Here is a 21,274-nt window from a genome sequence, read left to right on the forward strand (position 1 = left end):
GCCCGGAAATCTGTCCCCTGGCCCGCCCGGAGGCAAGCCGTGGCGACGCGCCCGCCTCACATCGCGAGATCGGCGAGGGCCGCGTCGATCGCGCGCGCGAGTTTCTCCACCAGTTCGCCGATCTCGGCGTCCGAGATGATGAACGGAGGCGCGAGCAGGATATGGTCGCCCCGGACACCATCGACCGTGCCGCCCATCGGGTAACAGATGAGTCCATCCTCGAAGGCGCGCGCCTTGATCCGGCGATGCAACCCGAGAGCCGGGTCGAACGGCGCCTTGCTCCCGCGGTCCGCGACGAGTTCGATGCCCCGGAAGAGCCCCCGCCCCCGGATGTCGCCCACGCGCGGATGCTGCCCGAGCGCCGCGCGCAGCGCCGCGTCGAGCCGCGCGCCCTGGTCGCGGACCCGGGCGAGCAGCCCGCGCTCCTCGATCGCCGCCAGGACCGCGCAGGCCGCCGCCGCCGCCAACGCGTGGCCCATGTAGGTATGGCCATGCTGGAAGGCGCCGGAGCCCGCCGCGATCGCCTCGTAGATCTTGCCCGAGACCAGAAGCGCCCCGATCGGCTGATAACCGGCGCCGAGCCCCTTGGCGATCGCGATCATGTCGGGGGCCACGCCATCCTCGGCGCAGGCGAAGAGGTGGCCGGTCCGGCCCATGCCGCACATCACCTCGTCGAAGATGAGCAGCACCCCGTAACGGTCGCAGATCTCGCGGACCCGCCGCAGATAGCCGGGCACGGCCGGTACCGCCCCCGCCGTCGCGCCCACGACCGGCTCGCAGATGAAGGCCATGACCGATTCGGGCCCGAGCCGCTCGATCTCCCCGGCGAGCGCGTTGGCCGCGCGCAGCCCGTAGGCTTCGAGGCTCTCGCCCTCGGCCTGCTCGCGGTAGGCGTAGCAGGGTGCGACATGGCTGGTCTCGACGAGCAGCGGCGCGAAGGGTTCGCGGCGCCAGAGGTTGCCGCCCGCCGCGAGCGCGCCGAGCGTATTGCCGTGATAGCTCTGGCGCCGCGCGATGACCCGCCGGCGTTCCGGCTGGCCCAGTTCCACGAAATGCTGCCGCGCGAGCTTCAGCGCCGATTCGACCGCCTCCGACCCGCCCGAGATCAGCCAGACCCGCTCGATCCCCTCGGGCGCCGCGGCGACCAGCCGGTCGGCGAGCGCCTCGGCGGGTTCGGAGGTGAAGAAGCCGGTATGGGCGAAGGCGAGCCGGTCGAGCTGACGATGCAGCGCCGCCCGGACCCCGGCGTCCGAATGGCCGAGCGAGGACACCGCCGCGCCGCCCGAGGCATCGAGATAGCGCCTGCCTTCGGCGTCGATCAGGTAGACGCCCTCGCCCCCGACCGCCATGCGCGGCATTTTCCCGGTCGCGCGGCCGAAGACATGGGACGGCATCGCGGCTCCTCCATGCATCCCTGTCCGGGCACGCGCGCCCCGACCGGGCGTTTACCGACGGTCACCGATTCTTTGACACGTTCTTTGACACGTTCTTTGACACGGGGGGCCGACCTGTGGGAAGGAGCCGCCGTGCCGCGGGACGCGATGCTTCCCGGCCTCGGCCTTTCCACCATCTGTCCCGCCGAAGCGGGCGGGGTCTCCTGTTCCGAAGGCCACGCGGCCGCGCGCGGCCATGTACCAAGTAACCTGTGCGAGGTATCGCTCGATGAGTACCGCCCTCGGCCTTCCCGCCCCGCTTCCGGCCTGGAGCCCCCGCTTCCTGCTCCGCGAAACGCTCGCCGGGATCGTCACCGCGCTGGCACTCGTGCCGGAGGTGATCTCCTTCTCCTTCATCTCCGGCGTCGATCCGACCTCGGCGCTCGTCTCCTCCATCGTGCTCTGCCTCGTGATGTCGGCGCTCGGCGGCCGCCCCGCGATGGTGACGGCGGCGGCGGGGTCGATCGCGCTCGTCGTCGGCCCGATGGTGCAGGCACATGGCGCGGGCTACATCCTGCCGACCGTGCTCCTCGCCGGGGCGATCCAGATCGCCTTCGGCCTCGCCGGCCTGTCGCGGCTCATGCGCTTCATCCCGCGCTCGGTCATGATCGGCTTCGTCAACGCGCTCGGCATCCTGATCTTCGCGGCGCAGGTGCCGCATGTGATCCATGGCGGCTGGCCGGTCTACGCGCTCTTCGCGCTCACCGTCGCCATCGTGCTGGCGGCGCCCTCGCTGACGACCGCCGTTCCCGCGCCGCTCATCGCCATCGTCGCGGTCACCGCGATCGCGGTCCCCGCCGGGCTCGGCGTGCCGAGCGTGGGAGGCGATGGCTCGATGGCCGGGCTGCCGGGGCTGAGCGAACTTCTGGTGCCGCTCAACCTCGACACCTTCCACATCGTCTGGCCATCCGCGCTCTCCGTCGCCTTCGTGGGACTTCTGGAGACGCTCCTGACCGCGAAGCTCGTCGACGAGATCACCGACACGCGCTCGAACAAGCGCCGGGAGTCCTGGGCGCTCGGCATCGCCAACATTCTCGCCGGTCTCTGGGGCGGCATCGCCGGCTGCGCGATGATCGGCCAGACCATCGTCAACGTGAAGATCGGCCAGGCCCGCGCGCGCCTCTCGACCGCCGTCGCGGGGGTCGCGATGCTGCTGCTCGTCACCGTGCTCGCGGAGGTGATGGGCGCCATCCCGATCGTCTCGCTTGCGGCGGTCATGATGATCGTCGCGATCCGCACCGTGAACTGGCACAGCGTCGCGCCGAGAACGCTGCGCCGGATGCCGCTGCCGGAAACGGCGGTCATGCTCTCGACGGTCGCGCTCACGGTCGCGACGGGCAATCTCGCGATCGGGGTCGGCTGCGGCGTCCTGCTCGCCATGGTGCTCTTCGCCCGCCGCCTCGCCCATGTGATCAGCGTCGAGCGCGAGGCGGGTCCGGACGGGCAGGTGCGCTACATCGTCCGGGGCCCGCTCTTCTTCGGCAGCAGCAACGACCTCTACGAGCACTTCGCCTATGCCGAGGACCCCGAGCGCGTCTCGATCGACCTGACGCAATCGCAGATCTGGGACGCGTCGAGCGTGGCTTCGCTCGACTCGATCATCGAACGCTTCAACGCCCATGGCACGCAGGTCACGCTGATCGGTCTCGACCGCAGGAGCTCGAGCTTCTATTCCCGGCTGACCGGCGCGCTCTGAGGTCGCCTTCGGCGCATCAATGGCCGCGTTGATCATTCCGGGCGTCGCGATTTCGTGGCTCCCTTCGCGCGGGAAAACATGCGACCGCGCCCCGATTCCAGGCGCGGACCGGCGGGCGCTGTGCCAGGACGGAAAACGACTGCGAGGGAGATCACAATGCGTACTCAGGTTGCCATCATCGGCTCCGGCCCGTCGGGGCTGCTTCTCGGCCGGCTCCTGACGCTGGCGGGGATCGACAATGTCATTCTCGACCGCGTGGACCGCGAGTATATCCTCGGGCGGGTCCGCGCCGGCGTGCTCGAACAGGGCATGGTCGAGATGATGCGCGAGGCAGGCGCGGCCGAGCGGCTCGACGCCGAGGGACTGCCGCATGACGGGTTCGACATCGCGCTCAACGGCGCTTTGCACCACATCGACCTCAAGGGCCTGACCGGCGGCAAGCAGGTCACGATCTACGGCCAGACCGAGGTGACGCGCGACCTGATGGACAAGCGCGAGGCCGATGGCGCGCGCACGATCTACAACGCCGAGCACGTGGCGCCGCGCGACTTCGGGACCGAGCACCCCTGGGTCTCCTACGAGAAGGACGGCCAGGGACACCGGATCGACGCCGATTTCATCGTCGGCTGCGACGGCTTTCACGGGCCTTCCCGCAAGGCGGTGCCGCCGCGCGCGATGCAGACCTTCGAGCGGGTCTATCCCTTCGGCTGGCTCGGCCTGCTCGCCGAGGTGCCGCCGGTCCGCGACGAACTCGTCTACGGCAAGCACCCGCGCGGCTTCTCGCTCTGCTCGATGCGCTCCGATGTGCTCAGCCGCTACTACATCCAGGTGCCGCTGACCGACGACGCCGAGAACTGGTCGGACGAGGCCTTCTGGGACGAGCTCCGCCGCCGCCTGCCCGACGAGGTCGCCGAGGCGGTGGTGACGGGCCCCTCCTTCGAGAAGTCGATCGCCCCCTTGCGCTCCTTCGTCGCCGAGCCGATGCGGTTTGGCCGGCTCTTCCTCGCCGGCGATGCCGCGCATATCGTGCCGCCGACCGGCGCCAAGGGCCTGAACCTCGCCGCCTCCGACATCCGCTATCTCTTCGACGGGTTGCGCGAGCATTATGTCGAGGAATCCTCCGCCGGGCTCTCGGCCTATTCCGAACGCGCGCTGGCGCGGATCTGGAAGGCGGAGCGGTTCTCCTGGTGGATGACGACGATGCTGCACACCTTCGCCGAGGACGACGCTTTTGGCCGCCGCATCCACGACACCGAACTCGACTACACCCTCTCCTCCATCGCCGCGCGCACCGCGCTCGCGGAGAACTACGTCGGCCTGCCCTACTGAGGCGCGCGCCCCGGCCGGTGACGCGAAACTTCCGGCCGCGGCGAGCGTTTATCGACGCGACCAGGACGGTCCCGGGGAGGAAATGAGATGCGCGCGTCGGTCATTGCGGTGAAATCGGGAGCGCTCGCGTCGGCGCTCGCATGGTCCGGGCTGAGTTCGGCCGCGCTGGCGCAGGCGCAGCCCGGGATCGAGAGCCGGGGAAAGGGCACCGTCACCGAGGCGGGCCTGAGTTTCCGGGACGCCGACGGCGATGGCGCGCTCGACCCCTACGAGGACTGGCGGCGCGCGACCGGGGAGCGCGTCGCCGATCTCCTGCCCCGGATGAGCCGGGTCGAGAAGGCCGGCATGCTGCTGATCGACACGCTCAACGCCGGCTGCGAGGGCGGCACCGAGGACACGACCGCGCGCGACTACATCCAGTCGCAGCGCATGACCCGGTTCATCCTGCGCAACACGGTCACCGGAAACCCGTCGGCCTGCGAGGGGGAGCCGGGCCGCGGCGGCTTCGATGTCTCCCCGGCCCGGATGGCGGAATTCACCAACGCGGTCCAGGAACTGGCCGAGGCCCAGCCGCTCGGCATCCCGGTGATCTTCAAGAGCAACGCGCGGAACCATTACAACACCAACCCGCGGTTCGGCATCTCGGGCGGCGCCGGCGCCATGACCGAGTTCCCGAAGGAGCCCGGCATCGCCGCGGCGGTCATCGGCACCGGCGGCACGGCGCCAGTCGAGAAGCTGACCGAGGTGATGGGCCGGGAATGGCGCGCGCTCGGCATCCGGGGGATGTACGGCTACATGGCCGATCTCGCGACCGAACCGCGCTGGTACCGCGTCGACGAGACCTTCGGCGAGAATTCCGAGGTCACCGCCCGGATCGCGACCGCGATCGTCGAAGGCCTTCAGGGCCCGGCGCTCGGCCCGGAGAGCGCCGTGGCGCTTACCATGAAACATTTTCCTGGCGGCGGACCGCAGCAGGGCGGGCGTGACCCGCATTACTCCTTCGGCAAGAACCAGGTCTATCCGGGCGGCGCCTTCGCCGACCATGTGGCGCCTTTCAGGGCGGCGATCGACGCGGGCGTCGCGTCGATCATGCCCTATTACGGCGTTCCGATCGACGCGGCCTGGGAAGGCGAGCCCTTCGAACAGCTCGGCATGTCCTTCTCCCGCGAGATGATCGACGGGTTCCTGCGCGAGGACCTCGGCTTCGGCGGCTATGTCAATTCAGATACCGGCATCATTCTCGACCGCGGCTGGGGGCTGGAGGACCGCGCGCCGGCCGAGCGCTTCGCGACGGCCGTCAACGCAGGCGTGGACGTGCTCTCCGGTTTCCACGATGTCGCGCTCGTCACCGGGCTGCTCGACACCGGATCGATCTCGGAGGAACGGCTCGACGAGGCGGTCGGGCGGCTGCTGACGGAGCAGTTCGACCTCGGGCTCTTCGAGGACCCCTACGTTGATCCCGCCGCCGCCGCGGAGATCATCGGCGATGCCGAGCACCGCGCCAAAGGTCAGGAGGTCCAGAAGCAATCGCTGGTGCTCTTGCGGAACGAGAACGGCATCCTGCCGCTCGCGGCGGGCGGCCGGGTCTATGCCATCGGCATGGCCCCCGACGCCCTCGCCGAGGCGGGCTATCAGGTGACGGACGGCAATCCCGCGGCCGATGGCGCGCGGCCGGGCGCGGCGGATCACGACGCGGCGGTCATCCGGGTGACGGTGGGCAACGCGAATACCCGGGACTACCGCAGCCGGTCCCCGGCATACGGGGCCGACCCGGACCGGCTCAACCCGGATACCGGCAAGGTCTGGGGAGCCGAGGACCCCTGCGAGATGTGGCCGGATCAGAACCCGAGATGCGTCGATGACGTCGGCCTGATCTTTGGCGGCGCGCTGCCCTGGGAGATCGACGACATCTCCTTCTCGGCGATGGCGGAGGCGGCCTCCTGGGAGATCACGCCGCCGCTCGCGACGATCCGCGAGGTGCTGGCGGAAGCTTCTCCGCAGAAATCGGTGCTCGTGATCAATTTCCGCGCGCCCTACGTTCTCGACTCCGAGAGCGGGTTGCGCGACGCGGCCGGGCTGATCGCGAATTTCGAAGTGAGCGACGCGGCGCTGGTGGCGGTTCTCTCCGGCGCCTTCGATCCGGTCGGCGGCCTGCCGTTCGCGCTCGCCTCGAACCTCGACGCGGTGATCGCGAACGATCCCGACCTGCCCGGCTATCCCGGGGAAGACACGCTCTATCCGTTCGGCTTCGGCCTCGACTACGGCCGCTAGACGCCGTTCCCGCGCGGAACCGGCGCGGCCGGGACGGGTTCACGACCCGACGGCGGGCCGCCTTGGTTGCAGCGCGGGGGCCGATGGCCTAGACTCGGAGCCGTCAAGCGAAAAATACTGGATCGGACGGGCAGCGCATGTGCGGACTCTGCGGCGAAATAACCTTTGACGGCGCGCTGGCGTCGGCGAGCCGGATCGAGGCGATGGCTCAGTGCATGGCACCGCGCGGACCGGATGGTTTCGGCGTCGTCCTGCGCGGCCGCGTGGCCTTCGGACACAGGCGGCTGAAGATCATCGACCTCAGCGAGGCATCCGCCCAGCCGTTCGAGGACACCGCCCTCGGCCTCACCATCGCCTTCAACGGTTGTATATACAACTACAAGGAGTTGCGTGCCGAACTTCAGGGGAAAGGCCACGTCTTCGCCTCGCAGGGCGACACCGAGGTGATCCTGAAGGCCTGGGCGGAATGGGGCCCGTCGGCGGTCGACCGGCTGCTCGGCATGTTCGCCTTCGCGCTGCACGACCGCGCGAGCGGACGCCTCTTCCTCGTGCGCGACCGCTTCGGGATCAAGCCGCTCTATACCGCCCAGGTCGGGAACACGTTGCGCTTCGCCTCCACGCTGCCGGCGATTCTCGCCGCGGGCGGCGTCGATACCTCGATCGACCGCGTGGCACTGCATCATTACATGAGCTGGCACGCCGTCGTTCCGGCGCCGCGCACCATTCTGAACGGCGTGCGCAAACTTCCGCCGGCGACGATCCGCACCGTCGAACCGGACGGCCGGACGAGCGACGTGGTCTACTGGACGCCCCGGTTCGAACGCACGCCCGAGGAACTCGCGCTCTCGCCGGAGGACTGGCGCGACCGGGTTCTCGACTCGCTCCGCGTCGCGGTCCGGCGGCGCATGGTGGCCGATGTTCCGGTCGGCGTGCTGCTCTCGGGCGGGGTCGATTCCTCGCTCATCGTCGGCCTGCTCGCCGAGGAAGGCCAGCGCGACCTCGCGACCTATTCGATCGGCTTCGAGGAGGCCCATGGCGAGAAGGGTGACGAATTCGTCTATTCCGACCTGATCGCCCAGCGCTACGACACCAACCACCACAAGATCTTCATCCCCTCCGAGGAGATGCGGACCCATCTGCCGGACGCGATCGCGGCGATGTCGGAGCCGATGGTGAGCTACGACAACATCGGCTTCTACCTGCTCTCCCGCGAGGTCGCGAAGACGATCAAGGTGGTTCAGTCCGGACAGGGCGCGGACGAGGTCTTCGCCGGGTACAACTGGTATCAGGCGCTGGCGCGCTCGAACGATCCGCTGACGGATTATTCCGAAGCCTTCTTCGATCGCCCGCATGGCGTCCTGGCGAACCAGCTTTCACCCGATTACCACGCCGACCGCGACGAGAGCCTCGAATTCGTGCGGGCGCATTTCGGCCTGCCGGGCGCCGACGCGCCGGTCGAGAAGGCGCTCAGGCTCGACACGAATGTGATGCTGGTCGACGATCCGGTGAAGCGGGTCGACAACATGACGATGGCCTGGGGGCTCGAGGCACGGGTGCCGTTCCTCGATCACGAACTGGTCGAACTCGCCGCCCGCGTGCCGGCGGAACTGAAGCTCGCGCAGGGCGGCAAGGGCATTCTGAAGGAAGTCGCCCGCCAGGTGGTGCCCTCCGAGGTGATCGACCGGCCGAAGGGCTATTTCCCTGTTCCGGCGCTCAAGTATATCGACGGCCCCTATCTCGAGATGGTCCGCGACGCGCTGACCGCGCCCGTGGCGAAGGAACGGGGGCTGTTCCGGGGTGAATGGCTCGACGCGCTCTTCGCCAATCCGACCGCGCATATCACCAAGCTGCGCGGTTCCGAACTCTGGCAGGCGGCGCTGCTCGAGATGTGGCTGCAGAAGCAGGGGATCGCGGCGTGAGAGAAAGCGAGCGGCGGCGACGCGCGACCTCGCAGCACCGACTGCGCCGCGACCGGATCCGGCCGTCGCTCCCGTCCGAGAAGAGCCAGGACCGCGATGCCAGCATCGATTGCGGCTGGGGAAGGCTCGTCTTCGCCAATACCTTCGAGAGCGCGGAGAAGCTGGCCGAGGTCCTGCGGGCGGAGCGTCCGGACCGGCGCGATATCGCCTTCTACGTGCGCGATCCGCACGTGCTGCTGGCGCTCGCGCCGCAGGAGCTCTTTCTCGACCCGTCGCATACCTTCCGGCTCGATCTCGGCACCTACCGGCCCCAGCATCAGAAGGCGCGGGGCTTCTTCATCCGCCGGCTGTCGACGCTCAAGGACGCCGAGGCGGTCAACGTCATCTATGGCGCGCGGGGCATGGTGCCGGTTCCACCCGATTTCTTCTGGACCAGGCGCGATGACCGTGCGCTGACCGTGCTGGTGGCGGAGGACGCGGAGACCGGCGACGTGCTCGGCTCGGTCATGGGGGTGCATCACGGCCGCGCCTTCGACGACCCCGACCGCGGCTCCTCGCTCTGGTGCCTCGCCGTCTCGCCGCAGGCACCGCATCCCGGACTCGGCGAGGCCCTGGTGCGCCGGCTCGCCGAGCACTTCGCCGCCCGCGGCGCGAGTTACATGGATCTCTCGGTCCTGCATGACAACGAACAGGCCATCGCGCTCTACAAGAAGCTCGGCTTCCGCCGCGTGCCGGTCTTCGCGGTCAAGCGCAAGAACCCGATCAACGAGAAGCTCTTCGCCGGTCCCGCGACCGAGAGCGAGCGGCTGAACCCCTATGCGCGGATCATCGTCGACGAGGCCCGCCGGCGGGGCATCCATGTCGAACTGCTCGATCCCGAAGGCGGGTTCTTCCAGCTCACCTATGGCGGGCGCTCGGTGCGCTGCCGCGAGTCGCTCTCCGAATTCACCACCGCCGTCGCGATGTCGATCTGCGACGACAAGCGCGCCACGCGCCGCGTGGTCGAGGCGGCGGGGGTCACGGTACCGGCGCAGATGACCAATGGCGCCGCGGAGGAGCGCGCGGCCTTCCTCGCCGAACACGGCTCGCTCGTCGTGAAGCCCGCGCGCGGCGAACAGGGCCGCGGCATCGCCGTCGACCTCACCACGCCCGAGGAACTGGAGCGGGCGGTGACGGCGGCGCGGGAGGTCTGCGAGGACGTGCTGCTCGAATCCTTCTTCGAGGGCGAGGATCTGCGGCTCGTGGTGATCGACTTCCGCGTCGTCGCCGCCGCGATCCGCCGCCCGCCGCGCATCGTCGGCGACGGCCGCTCGACGGCGCGCGAGCTCATCGAGCGACAGAGCCGCCGCCGGGCCGCCGCGACCGGCGGCGAGAGCCGCATCCCGCTCGACGCCGAGACCGAACGCTGCCTCACCGCCGCCGGCCTCGGCTTCGAGGAGGTCCCGTCCGCGGGCGCCGAGATCACGGTGCGCCGGACGGCCAATCTCCATACCGGCGGCACGATCCACGACGTGACGGGCGAGACGCATCCGGCGCTCATCGACGCCGCGATCGCGGCGGCGCGCGCGATCGACATTCCCGTCACCGGCATCGATCTGATGGTGAAAAGCCCGCGCGGCGGGGAATACATCTTCGTCGAGGCCAATGAACGCCCCGGCCTCGCCAATCACGAACCCCAGCCGACAGCCGAACGTTTCGTCGATCTTCTGTTTCCGCTATCCATGCCGACATCGGCGAGAGCGGCACAGCGGAGAATGACACGATGAACAAGCCCGAAACCCCGCGCACGAGCGCCCGGCTCGAGATCGACATCGCCTATCTGCGCGAGCAGCTCGACAGCCTGCTGACGATCCCGAGCCCCACCGGATATACCGACAATGCCGTGCGCCATCTCTGCGGCGAACTCGAGAAGCTCGGCGTCGGCTATGACCTGACGCGGCGGGGCGCGATCCGGGCGCATCTGCGCGGCCTCTCCGCCAATGGCTCGCGCGCCGTCGTCGGCCATGTCGACACGCTCGGTGCCCAGGTGAAGGCTCTGAAGCCGAACGGACGGCTGGAACTGGTGCCGATCGGCAGCTGGTCGGCGCGTTTCGCCGAGGGGGCGCGCACGATCGTCTTCTCCGAGAAGGGCGCCTATCGCGGCACCATCCTGCCGCTCCGCGCCTCGGGCCATACCTTCGGCGACGATGTCGACACCTTGCCTGTGGGCTGGGACTATATCGAGCTCCGGGTCGATGCCTATTCCTCCTCCGAGGAGGATCTGGAGCGGCTCGGCATCGACGTGGGCGATATCGTCGCGATCGATCCGCAGCCCGAATTCCTCGACAACGGCTTCATCGTCTCGCGCCATCTCGACAACAAGGCAGGCTGCGCGATCATGATGGCGGCGATGAAGGCGATCAAGGAGTCGCAGCAGCCGCCGCCCGTCGATACCTACTGGCTCTTCACCATCGCCGAGGAAGTGGGACATGGCGCGGCCTCGATCCTCTTGCCCGACATCGCCGAGATGGTCGCGGTCGACAACGGCACGACGGCCCCCGGGCAGAATTCCTCCGAATTCGGCGTGACCATCGCCATGGCCGACATGACGGGGCCGTTCGACTTCCACCTGACCCGGCGGCTGGTCGAATTGTGCGACGCGCTCGACATCCGCCGCCGCAAGGACGTGTTCCGCCACTACCGTTCCGACAGCGCCAGCGCGGTCGAGGCGGGGGCGGATGTGCGCACCGCGCTCATCACCTTCGGCGTCGATGCGAGCCACGGCTACGAGCGCATCCACATGCACGCGCTCCGCTCCTGCTCCGAACTGCTCACCGCCTTCGCGCTCAGCGGCATCGGCAATCCGCGCGACACCCGGCCGGTCAGCGGGCTGGCGGGCTTCCCGAAGCAGCCGACCCTGCCCGCCGTCCAGACGCTCAGCCCCGAATTCCAGCCCGCGCCGTCCGAGGAAGACTGAACCTCTCGCCTTGGCGCGGAGACCGTGGCAGGACTTGGGCGTACCTTGGCCAGGAATCAGGGGGGGCCCGCCCGTGAACGATGACAGTCCCGACGCCGCGCTCGGCAACTGGAGCGGCCGCCCCGCGCACCGCGCCTGGCTCGCCGCGCGGGCGGACGAGCTTTTCGACCTCTTCGGAAGCCGCGCGCTGAACCCGCGTGGCGGCTTCTACGAGCTGGACGCGGCCGGCGCGCCGCGCATGGACCCGAACCCGGTCCGGCCGATCCATCTGACGGCCCGGACGGGGCATTGCTTCGCCATCGCCGCCCTCCTCGGCCGCCCCGGCGCGCCCGAGATCGTCGATCACGCGACGCGAACCCTCTGGGAGCGGTACCGCGACCGCGCTCACGGCGGCTACGTCTGGTCGATCGATGACGATGGCCCGGCCGACGCGGCGAAACAGGGCTACGGCCATGCCTTCGTCCTGCTCGCCGCCGCCTCGGCGCTCACGATCGGCCACCCGCTCGCGCGGCCGATGCTCGACGACGTGTCCGAGATCATCGACCGCCGGTTCTGGGAGACCGAGAACGGCGTCATCGCGGAGGAATTCGGCCCCGACTGGACCCCCGTGCCCGGCTATCGCGGCCAGAACTCCAACATGCACCTGACCGAGGCGCTGATGGCCGCCTTCGAGGCGACGGGCGAGCATATCTACCTCGACCGCGCGGAGAGCATCGCCGAGCGCATCATCCACCGCGCCGCCGCCGAGGCCGGGTGGCGCGTGCCGGAGCATTTCACCGAGGGCTGGGTCGTCGATCGCGCCTACCGCGGCAACGAGATGTTCCGCCCCTCCGGCACCACGCCCGGCCACGCGCTCGAATGGGCGCGGCTGCTGCTCCAGCTCTGGTGCCTCGGCGGAGGGCGGCACGACTGGATGCCGGAGGCCGCGGCGGCGCTCTTCGAACGGGCGCTGGCGCTCGGCTGGGACGAGACCCGCGGGGGCATCTTCTACACCCTCGACTGGCAGGACCGGCCGTTGCGGAGGGAGAAGCTCTGGTGGCCGGTCTGCGAGGGCATCGGGGCCGCGCATTTCCTGAACGCCCATGTGCCCGATCCCGCGCATGAAGCCGCCTATCGCCGGCTCTGGGGCCTGATCGACCGCGCCTTCCTCGACCGCGAGCACGGCGGCTGGCACGAGGAACTGACCGAGGAGCTGACGCCCTCCTTCACGATCTTCCCGGGCAAGGGCGACATCTATCACGCGGTACAGGCCTGCCTGATCCCGCTCTATCCCGCGACCGGCAGCCTGACGCGGGTCATCGCCACCGTCGAGCCCTGAGGCCTCGGGGTCGAGTCCTCAGGCCCTCGCGTCGCGCGCCTCGATCAGGTCGATCTCGCGCACCAGATCGCGCACCATCTCGTCGGAGAGGCGGCGCGTCCGGCCGAGCCGGTAAAGCTCGTCGCGCTCCGCCCGGATCGCGGCGAGGCGCAGGTCGCGGATGATCTCCTCGGTCTTGAGCGCATTGTCGGCCTCGACCCCGGTCTTGGTCCGCCCATCGATGCGCGCCCGGTAGACTTCCATCAGCCGGGTGCCGGCCTCCGCGTAGAGATCGGCGTCGCGGCGGCCCTCGGCGAGTTCGTGCTGCGCTTGCTCGATCGCCCGGATCGCCGCCTGCGCCGCGGCGACCCGCGCCAGATCCTCCTCGCGCCGGCGCGAGGGCTCGGGCGGGAGGTCGAGCCCATGGAGAAGCCGGGGCAGCGCGATGCTCGCCGCGACGAGCGACACGATGATCACCCCCGCGGCGAGGCAGATCGCAAGATCGCGCGCCGGAAACGGCGAGCCGTCCGGGAGCGCGAGCGGCAGCGTCAGCACGCCCGCGAGCGTGATCGCCCCGCGCGCGCCCGCGAAGGCCATCGCCGCGAGAAGCCGTCGGCTCGGCCGGCGGAACTGCTCGCCGCGTCGCCCCGCGCGATAGATCGTGAACTGCAGCGACACCCAGGCCCAGAGATAGCGCGTTACCCCGAGCGCGAGGGTGATCGCGAGCACGTAGACGATGATCCACAGAGGATCGCGATGCCCGGTCTCGCGCACCGCGTCCGCCGCCGACCGCACGATGTTCGGCAACTGCTCGCCGAGCAGCACGAAGACGACCCCGTTCATCGTGAAGCCGAGCGCCTCCCAGACCGCCGCGCGCTGCATCCGCGTCGCGCCGCGCGCCCGGCCGGTCTGTTCGAAGAAGCTCATCGTGATCCCCGCCGCGACGGCGGCGAGGATGCCGGAGCAGCCGAGATGCTCGGCCGCGAGATAGGCGGCGAAGGGAATGAGCACGCTGATCAGGACCTGCGTCCCCGTCTCCTCGCCGATCCGCCGGCTGATCCAGCCCTTCGCCGCCATTACCGCCCAGGTCACCCCGGCGCCCACCGCGACACCGCCGAGCGCGAGCCAGACGAAGGTGCCAAGCGCGCCGACGATCGAGAAGCCGCCAGTCATCACCGCCGCCACGGCGAAACGCATGCAGACCAGCCCCGAGGCGTCGTTGAGCAGCGACTCACCTTCGAGGATGTGCATGAGCCGCTTCGGGATCGGCACGCGCGAGGCGATGGAGCTCACCGCGATCGGATCGGTCGGCGAGATGACCGCGGCGAGCGCGAAGGCGACGCCGAGCGGCATCGACGGGATCATCAGATGGATGAGCAATCCGATCCCGAGCACCGTCGCGACGACGAGCCCGAGCGCGAGTTCGAGGATGGTGCCGATATCGTGGAACAGCCCCTGTTTCGGGATGCGCCAGCCATCGTAGAACAGGAGCGGCGGCAGGAAGAGCAGGAAGAAGATCTCCGGGTCCAGCGCGACCCCCACATCCGCGACCGAGGCGATCAGCGCGCCGAGCGCGATCTGCACCAGCGGCACGGGCACGCCGACGGGGAGAGCGCGTGCGACGACCGCGCTGACGACGACGGCGAGGAGCAGGACGAGCGTGATGGTGATGCTCTCCAAGGCGAGCCCTCCGTCCTTTGCGAGACCGCGCAGCGGAAGCGCGGTGCGCGCCAGGCGCGCGCGCGGACATCTAATCGGGCCCGCGCCGTCATCGCAACCCACCGGCCCGAGATCGCGTTAACCTCTTGTTAAGACTTGGCTTGCCCGAACCCGCGGCCGCGGGCAATGCTGCGTTCAGAAGCTCACGCATGGGACCACCGGGATGCGCGCCGCCATCTTCGCCTGCCTCACATGTCTCGCTGGCTGCGCCCAGCCCGGCCCGGTCGTGACGCCTCGGGTCAGCGGTGGCAATCCCTCGGACGGGATTGTCACCCTGGCTTCGACCCGCACACTCTTCAATCCGGTCGCACCCGACTGGGGCGCCGCCCTCGGGACCGCCGATCGCCAGTGCCGCGCCGACGGCAACGCGCCGCCCGCGCGTTTCGTCGGCGATCAGGAAGCCTGCGAGCTTTATGACCGCGGCGGCCGTTGCCTCCGCGCGACGGTGACGCGGTTCTATTCCTGCGGCGAGTAACGGCTCCCGCGAGCCCGCGGAGGTCTCGCTTCCTCCCCTCCCGCGGCTCTCGTTGCTCGGCCTCCACGTCCGATGCGACACCTGCGCGAGGGGTGCTTCCGATCGCCGCAAACCGTCTCGCCGAACGCGCCGGATCGGACGGCGGCGCGTTCCATGAGTCCGAGGACGCGCGCCGCCGTCGGCACAGGGAGGACCGAGCCCCCCGCGCCGGCCCCTTCCGGCCCGCCCGTCGTCGTCTCGGCCGAAACCGCGGCGCAGGTTTCCGCGAGACGGATGCCGCGCCTGTCTGGCCCGGCATCCGGCCGATGCCCGAGCCGTCCGCGCGGGGTCCGCCTTGCTCACGCTCCCTCGGCGCCGGGTGTCTCTCGCTATCGACCACGCGGAGACGGAACCGCCGGAACCGCTCGGAGCACAGGGCCGCCACGCCTCGCCCACCGTCCGGGCGGGTCCTTCATCCCCCCGGACCGGTCTGCTAAGGGACGCGCGAGCGAAGGCCCGGAGGCAGGAGAATGCGCGATCACGGTGGCGATCTCGATCAGGCAATCCGCCGCCATGGCGGCGAGATGGCGGAGTGGATCGACCTCTCGACCGGGATCAACCGCCGCCCCTACCCCGTCCCGCCGCTGCCGGACTCGGCTTTCCGTGCGTTGCCGACGCGGGCGGAGACCGCCGAACTCGAGAACGTCGCCCGCGCGGCTTGGGCCGTGCCCGAATCGGAACCGAGCGAGACGCTGGCCCTCGCGGGGGCACAGGCCGCGATTCAGGCGATCCCGCGCCTTGCTCCGCCCGGCGAGGCCAGGGTGCTGGGGCCGACCTACAACGAATACGCGGGCGCGCTCGGGACGGCGGGGTGGGTCGTCACCGAGGTTTCCGCGCTCGAAGACCTCGCAGGGGCGGATCTCGCGATCCTTGCCAATCCCAACAATCCCGACGGCGCCAGCCACAGGCCGGCGGCGCTCGAACGGCTGGCTGCCAGCGTCGGGCGGCTGGTCGTCGACGAGAGTTTCGGCGACACTTGCCCCGATCTGTCGCTGCTGCGGCGTCCCGCGGCGGCCAACGTTCTCGTGCTGCGCTCGTTCGGCAAGTTTCACGGACTCGCGGGCATCCGCCTCGGCTTCGTCACCGGTCCCGCGACCGAGATCGCGGCGCTGCGGGCGATCGCCGGGCCCTGGCCGGTTTCAGGGCCGGCGATCGCGATCGGCCGCGCCGCGCTCGCCGACCACGGCTGGTCGGAGGCGACGCGAGCCCGGCTCGGCACGGAGACCGAGCGAATCGACGCGCTCGCCCGGTCCGCCGGATGGGGGCTCGCAGGCGGAACGGGGCTTTTCCGGCTCTATGCGACGCCGGACGCCGCGGAGGCACGGAGGCTGCTCGCGGAGCGGCGGATCTGGTCTCGGATCTTCCCCTGGCATCCCCGCTGGATCAGGCTCGGCCTGCCCGGCACTGAGGCCGAGTGGGAGCGCCTCGACAGGGCGCTCCGCGCGCTCTGAGCGGCGGTGTGCCGTCCTGGCGCCGGCTCGCCCCGGAGCGGCTAGCCTCGTGCCGGCGCGCCCGGATCAGCGGCGGCAGACGGAGAAACCGTCCTGCAGCCCGGCGCGCGCGCTCTTGAGTTCGGTCGCGGCGACGACCTGATGCCAGCCTGCGCGGCCCAGATCGAGCACCACGCTCAGGATCGATCCGTTCTCGCGGGGCGCGGGGATGTCGATCTTCTGACCGTTGACGGTGAACTTCTTGAAATTCTTGGTATCGCCGACATCCTGGAACGATACCTTGGCCTTGCCATCGGCGCCCGCCTTCACCGCGAAGCGGACCATGCCCTTGCCGCCGTCGTCGTAGCTGCCGGCGCTCCGGCCCTCGTGGTCGACGTGGTTCCCGCCCAGCGCGGGTGCTTTCCATTCGCTCGCATAGGGACCATCCCGTTTCAGGTCGCGCACAGCCGAGAGATCCGGCGTGAAATCCGAAAGAGACGTCACCGTTCCGGCGAATCCCGCCGGCGCGCTGGCAAGAAATGCCAGCAATGCAAGCCACTTCATCGTACAACCTCACAAATACTCAACGCTGGCGCGAGCCACGCCTTGCCCGAAGTCTGCCGCGGGGACCGTCGAATTGCGAGGTCGCGGGGGTGTGAAAGGTTAATAAAACGCCGATGCGTGGCAAAGCTGTCACTAAATCGCCCAGAACGAAACGGAACCAGACAGTATCCGTGGCGTACCGGGATGCGCGAGATCAACCTATAGTTGCAACACGCCTCGCGGCGCCCTCAACGCGCCAACGACAGGAGCCCGTCGACATCGAGGTGACGTTCGACATGGGCGGCGAGCGCGTCGAGCGTGCGCTCGATACCTGCCCCGTAACCCTGCCCCCCCGGCGTCACGCCCAATCCTTCGAGCCAGGCGGCGCGGAAAGCGTCATCGGCGAACATCCCGTGCAGGTAACTGCCGCTGACCCGCCCATCGGCCGAGGTCGCGCCCTCAGGCCCCTCGCCCTCGACGCTGGCGAAGGGGCGGGCGCGGTCCGGCCCTTCGGTCCGGCCGATGTGGATCTCGTAGCCCCGGATGGGCCGGCCGGTCGCCACATGCCGCCCGCGGACCTCGCGGAGCGTCTTGTCGCCCGCCATGACCGTCGTCACGTCGAGCAGGCCGAGCCCCGGCGTCTCGCCCGGCGGCCCCTCGATCCCCTCGGGATCGGCGACGTTTCGCCCGAGCATCTGGTAGCCGCCGCAGATGCCGAGCACATGGCCGCCCCGGCGGTGATGCGCGAGGAGGTCGATGTCCCAGCCCTGCGCGCGCAGGAAGGCGAGGTCGCCGCGGGTCGATTTGGTGCCCGGCAGGATCACGACCGCCGCGTCGCCGGGAATGGGCTCGCCGGGACGCACCATGCCGACCGAGAGCGAAGGCTCGGCGGCGAGCGGGTCGAGGTCGTCGAAATTCGCGATCCGCGAAAGGGCGAGGCAAACGATGCGCGTCCTGCCCTCCGCGTTCGTGGCGCGCGGCAGGTCGAGCGCATCCTCGGCCGGCAGCCGCGCGGCCTCGGCGAAATACGGCAGCACGCCGAAGCCGCGCCACCCGGTCCGCGCCTCGATGATCCGGTAGCCGTCGTCGAAGAGGCTCGGGTCGCCCCGGAAGCGGTTGATGATGAACCCCCGCACGCGGGCGGCGTCCTCCGGGTCGAGCACGGCCTTCGTGCCGACGATCTGCGCGATCACCCCACCCCGGTCGATGTCGCCTGCGAGCACCACCGGCACCTCCGCGGCGGCGGCGAAGCCCATGTTGGCGATGTCGTTGGCGCGGAGGTTCACCTCCGCCGGGCTGCCCGCGCCCTCGACGATCACGAGGTCGGTTTCGGCCATGAGCCGGCGGAAGCTCTCGAGCACCGGCGCCATCAGCGAGGGTTTCAGCACCGCGTAGTCGCGTGCCCGGCAGGTGGCGACGCGGCGTCCCTGGACCACGACCTGCGCGCCGATGTCGGTCTCGGGCTTCAGCAGCACCGGGTTCATGTCGACGCGCGGCGCGAGCCCGCTGGCCAGCGCCTGAAGCGCCTGGGCGCGGCCGATCTCGCCGCCATCCGCCGTCACGGCGGCGTTGTTCGACATGTTCTGCGGCTTGAACGGCGCGACACTGAGCCCGCGCGCGCGCGCCGCGCGGCAGAGGCCCGCGACGAGCAGCGACTTGCCGACGTTCGAGCCGGTGCCCTGGATCATCAGCGCGGGCATGGTGGCTCCGCCGCCTTCGCGCTGCTCAGAATTCCACCCCAGGCTGCGCCTTGATGCCGCCCCGGAACGGGTGCTTCACCAGCGTCATCTCGGTCACGAGATCGGCCGCCTCGACGAGTTCGGCCGGCGCGTTCCGCCCGGTCAGCACGACATGGGTGAGCGGCGGTTTCTCCTCGGCGAGGAATGCGAGTACCTCGGCCACGTCGAGATAATCGTAGCGGAAGGCGATGTTGATCTCGTCGAGCAGCACCATGCGGATCGCCGGATCGCGGATCAACTCCTTCGCCTTCTCCCAGCCGGCGCGGGCGGCGGCGATGTCGCGGGCGCGGTCCTGCGTCTCCCAGGTAAACCCTTCGCCCATCGCGTGAAACTGGCAAAGCTCACCGAAATGCCCGGTCAGGAGCCGCCGCTCGCCGGTGTCCCAGGCGCCCTTGATGAACTGCACCACCGCGCAGGGCATGCCATGCGCGACGCAGCGCAGGATCATGCCGAAACCCGACGAGCTCTTGCCTTTTCCGGGGCCGGTATGGACGATCAGAAGGCCCTTCTCACCCTCCTTGGTCGCCATCATCCGGTCGCGCGCCGCTTTGATCTTCGCCATCTTCGCGGCGTGGCGGGCGTTCTCGCCCGTGTCCGCGGGCGCCGCCTCGGCGCGGCTCTCGGTCTCGCTCATTTCGCGCGCTCCTTGCTTGACAAGGGGGGTGGCCTCGCCTCAGGTGAGGCGGCACTGGTTCCTGTCTATGACAGGCGAAGAGGGAATGTGCTAGGGGGCCCGCCCCCGAGGCCAGCCGCCCCCGCGACCGTGACCGGAGAGAGCGCCGATCCACTGGCCCGCCACATCGGCGATGGGTCGGGAAGGCCGGCGATCGATGGGCGAGACGCCCGGAATCCGCGAGCCGGGAGACCTGCCAGCGCAGGACGAAACGGGCGGACGGGGTGTTCCGCGACCGGCTCGGGTGCCTCGCGCGGCGCCGCGCTGGATCTCATGCCCCGACCGCTTCGAGAACCGAGGTGAGGCGATGGACGAGACCGCTGATGGCGCTTCGCAGGAGACCGGGACGACGCTCTTCGTCTGCGTCACCTGCCGCCGCGCCGACGCGCCCGTTCCCGCGAACGGTCATCGCCCCGGGGCCGCGATGCATGACGCGCTCGCGAAGGGGGCACTGCCGGAGGGCATGCGGCTTCGCGCCGTCGAATGCCTCTCGGCCTGTTCGAACGGCTGCGCGGTGGCGTTGACCGGACCGGGCCGCTGGACCTATGTCTACGGCAATCTCGACCCGGAAGCCGACCCGCCGGCGATCCTCTCGGGCGCCGCCGCCTATGCCGCCACCGCGGATGGGCTGGTCCCCTGGCGCGAACGCCCGCTCATCTTCCGGCGCAATGCGATCGCCCGGGTGCCACCCCTCAGACTGGAACCGCTATGACCGATCTCGCGAAGATCCCCGTTACCATCGTCACCGGCTTTCTCGGCGCCGGAAAGACCACGCTGATCCGGCATCTGATGACCAATCCCGGCGGGCGCCGGCTCGCGGTGCTGGTCAACGAATTCGGCACCGTCGGCGTCGATGGCGAGCTGCTGCGCGACTGCGCCGACGAGAACTGCCCCGAAGCCAATATCGTCGAGCTTGCGAACGGCTGCATCTGCTGCACGGTCGCGGACGAGTTCATTCCGACGATGGAGCGCCTGCTGGCGCTGCCCGAGCGGCCGGATCACATCGTGATCGAGACCTCGGGGCTGGCGCTGCCCAAGCCGCTTCTGAAAGCCTTCGACTGGCCCGCGATCCGCTCGCGCATCACGGTGGACGGCGTCGTGACCGTCGCCGACGCCGAGGCGGTGGCGGCGGGGCATTTCGCGCCCGACACGAGCGTGCCCGCCGATGCGCCGGAGCATGAGACGCCGCTTTCCGAGGTCTTCGAGGACCAGCTCGCCTGCGCCGACGTGGTGCTGCTCTCCAAGGCCGATCTCGCTGGCCCCGAGGGCGTCGAGGCCGCGAAGATCGCGATCGCGGCGGAACTGCCGCGCCCGCTGCCGATCCTGACGGTGAGCGAAGGCGTGATCGACCCGCGCGTGATCCTCGGTCTCGACGCGGCGGCGGAGGCGGATCTGGCCGCCCGCCCCTCGCATCACGATGGCGAGGACGAGCATGAGCACGACGATTTCGACTCGGTGGTGATCGAGATCCCCGAGGTCACGGGGCCCGAGGCGATCAGGGCGGCGGTCGTGCGGCTCGCGCGCGAGTTGAAAGCGCTGCGCGTCAAGGGCCATGTCGCGGTCCGGGGCAAGCCTATGCGCCTGCTCGTGCAGGCCGTGGGCGAGCGGGTCAGGACGCAGTACGACCGGCCCTGGGGCGCGGGTCCGCGCACCTCCGCCCTTGTGGTCATCGCCGAACGGGAGGATATCGACGCCGACGCGATCCGCGCGATTCTGCTCTCCGGCGCGGAAGCGGAGACAACGGGGGCCTGAGCG

The 21,274-nt window shown here is 69.9% G+C and carries 16 protein-coding genes and 1 riboswitch; of the genes, 11 read left to right on the forward strand and 5 right to left on the reverse strand.

Features of this window, described 5'->3' with window-relative positions:
• Nucleotides 1-56: 56 nt before the first annotated feature.
• Complete coding sequence (locus ACLJK8_RS01220) at nt 57-1,394, reverse strand: aspartate aminotransferase family protein (protein WP_413148130.1); 1,338 nt, start codon at nt 1,392-1,394, stop codon at nt 57-59.
• Nucleotides 1,395-1,662: 268 nt separating this feature from the next.
• Between ACLJK8_RS01220 and ACLJK8_RS01225 the strand changes: the two genes are divergently transcribed.
• The 7 genes from ACLJK8_RS01225 (at nt 1,663) to ACLJK8_RS01255 (ending at nt 12,922) form a co-directional block, all read left to right on the forward strand.
• The gene (locus tag ACLJK8_RS01225; protein WP_413148131.1) at nt 1,663-3,129 is read left to right on the forward strand and encodes a SulP family inorganic anion transporter; all 1,467 of its coding nucleotides are present in this window, start codon (nt 1,663-1,665) and stop codon (nt 3,127-3,129) included.
• A gap of 156 nt (nt 3,130-3,285) precedes the next feature.
• Nucleotides 3,286-4,458: a 4-hydroxybenzoate 3-monooxygenase gene (pobA, locus tag ACLJK8_RS01230; protein WP_413148132.1), complete on the forward strand. Its 1,173-nt coding sequence runs from the start codon at nt 3,286-3,288 to the stop codon at nt 4,456-4,458.
• 87 nt (nt 4,459-4,545) lie between these two features.
• A complete protein-coding gene (locus ACLJK8_RS01235) occupies nt 4,546-6,729 on the forward strand; it encodes a glycoside hydrolase family 3 protein (protein WP_413148133.1) in 2,184 nt (727 codons plus the stop codon).
• Between the two features lie 137 nt (nt 6,730-6,866).
• The gene (locus tag ACLJK8_RS01240; protein ID WP_413148134.1) at nt 6,867-8,648 is read left to right on the forward strand and encodes an N-acetylglutaminylglutamine amidotransferase; all 1,782 of its coding nucleotides are present in this window, start codon (nt 6,867-6,869) and stop codon (nt 8,646-8,648) included.
• On the forward strand, nt 8,645-10,414 hold the full coding sequence (gene ngg / locus ACLJK8_RS01245) for an N-acetylglutaminylglutamine synthetase (RefSeq protein ID WP_413148135.1): 1,770 nt from the start codon (nt 8,645-8,647) through the stop codon (nt 10,412-10,414). Before ACLJK8_RS01240 ends, ngg begins: the two co-directional genes overlap by 4 nt.
• Complete coding sequence (locus tag ACLJK8_RS01250; protein ID WP_413148136.1) at nt 10,411-11,604, forward strand: osmoprotectant NAGGN system M42 family peptidase; 1,194 nt, start codon at nt 10,411-10,413, stop codon at nt 11,602-11,604. The genes ngg and ACLJK8_RS01250 overlap by 4 nt, the downstream gene beginning before the upstream one ends.
• A 73-nt stretch (nt 11,605-11,677) precedes the next feature.
• Nucleotides 11,678-12,922, forward strand: a complete 1,245-nt coding sequence (locus ACLJK8_RS01255; RefSeq protein WP_413148138.1) for an AGE family epimerase/isomerase — start codon at nt 11,678-11,680, stop codon at nt 12,920-12,922.
• 18 nt (nt 12,923-12,940) lie between these two features.
• Here ACLJK8_RS01255 and ACLJK8_RS01260 read toward each other — a convergent pair whose 3' ends face one another.
• Nucleotides 12,941-14,581, reverse strand: coding sequence for a Na+/H+ antiporter (locus ACLJK8_RS01260; protein WP_413148139.1), 1,641 nt, complete (start codon nt 14,579-14,581; stop codon nt 12,941-12,943).
• Between the two features lie 202 nt (nt 14,582-14,783).
• Between ACLJK8_RS01260 and yecR the strand changes: the two genes are divergently transcribed.
• Nucleotides 14,784-15,095: a YecR family lipoprotein gene (yecR, locus tag ACLJK8_RS01265; RefSeq protein ID WP_413148140.1), complete on the forward strand. Its 312-nt coding sequence runs from the start codon at nt 14,784-14,786 to the stop codon at nt 15,093-15,095.
• Between the two features lie 509 nt (nt 15,096-15,604).
• On the forward strand, nt 15,605-16,585 hold the full coding sequence (cobD, locus tag ACLJK8_RS01270; RefSeq protein ID WP_413148142.1) for a threonine-phosphate decarboxylase CobD: 981 nt from the start codon (nt 15,605-15,607) through the stop codon (nt 16,583-16,585).
• A 66-nt stretch (nt 16,586-16,651) separates the two neighbouring features.
• Here cobD and ACLJK8_RS01275 read toward each other — a convergent pair whose 3' ends face one another.
• From ACLJK8_RS01275 to cobO, 3 genes are all read right to left on the reverse strand, one after another.
• Nucleotides 16,652-17,128 carry a hypothetical protein gene (locus ACLJK8_RS01275; RefSeq protein WP_413148143.1) on the reverse strand — a complete coding sequence of 159 codons (477 nt, stop codon included), beginning with the start codon at nt 17,126-17,128 and terminating at the stop codon, nt 16,652-16,654.
• A 227-nt stretch (nt 17,129-17,355) separates the two neighbouring features.
• Entirely contained in the window at nt 17,356-18,807 is a 1,452-nt protein-coding gene (locus ACLJK8_RS01280; RefSeq protein ID WP_413148144.1) for a cobyric acid synthase, read from the reverse strand.
• A 25-nt stretch (nt 18,808-18,832) separates the two neighbouring features.
• On the reverse strand, nt 18,833-19,480 hold the full coding sequence (gene cobO / locus ACLJK8_RS01285; protein ID WP_413148145.1) for a cob(I)yrinic acid a,c-diamide adenosyltransferase: 648 nt from the start codon (nt 19,478-19,480) through the stop codon (nt 18,833-18,835).
• A gap of 38 nt (nt 19,481-19,518) precedes the next feature.
• A riboswitch (cobalamin riboswitch) is annotated at nt 19,519-19,735 on the forward strand.
• 91 nt (nt 19,736-19,826) lie between these two features.
• Here cobO and ACLJK8_RS01290 point away from each other — a divergent pair.
• Together ACLJK8_RS01290 and cobW are read left to right on the forward strand one after the other, a co-directional pair.
• A complete protein-coding gene (locus ACLJK8_RS01290) occupies nt 19,827-20,231 on the forward strand; it encodes a DUF1636 family protein (protein WP_413148146.1) in 405 nt (134 codons plus the stop codon).
• A complete protein-coding gene (gene cobW, locus ACLJK8_RS01295) occupies nt 20,228-21,271 on the forward strand; it encodes a cobalamin biosynthesis protein CobW (protein ID WP_413148147.1) in 1,044 nt (347 codons plus the stop codon). Before ACLJK8_RS01290 ends, cobW begins: the two co-directional genes overlap by 4 nt.
• The last annotated feature ends 3 nt before the right edge of the window (nt 21,272-21,274 follow it).

This window comes from Amaricoccus sp. W119, from assembly GCF_047275745.1.
GTDB lineage: Bacteria > Pseudomonadota > Alphaproteobacteria > Rhodobacterales > Rhodobacteraceae > Amaricoccus.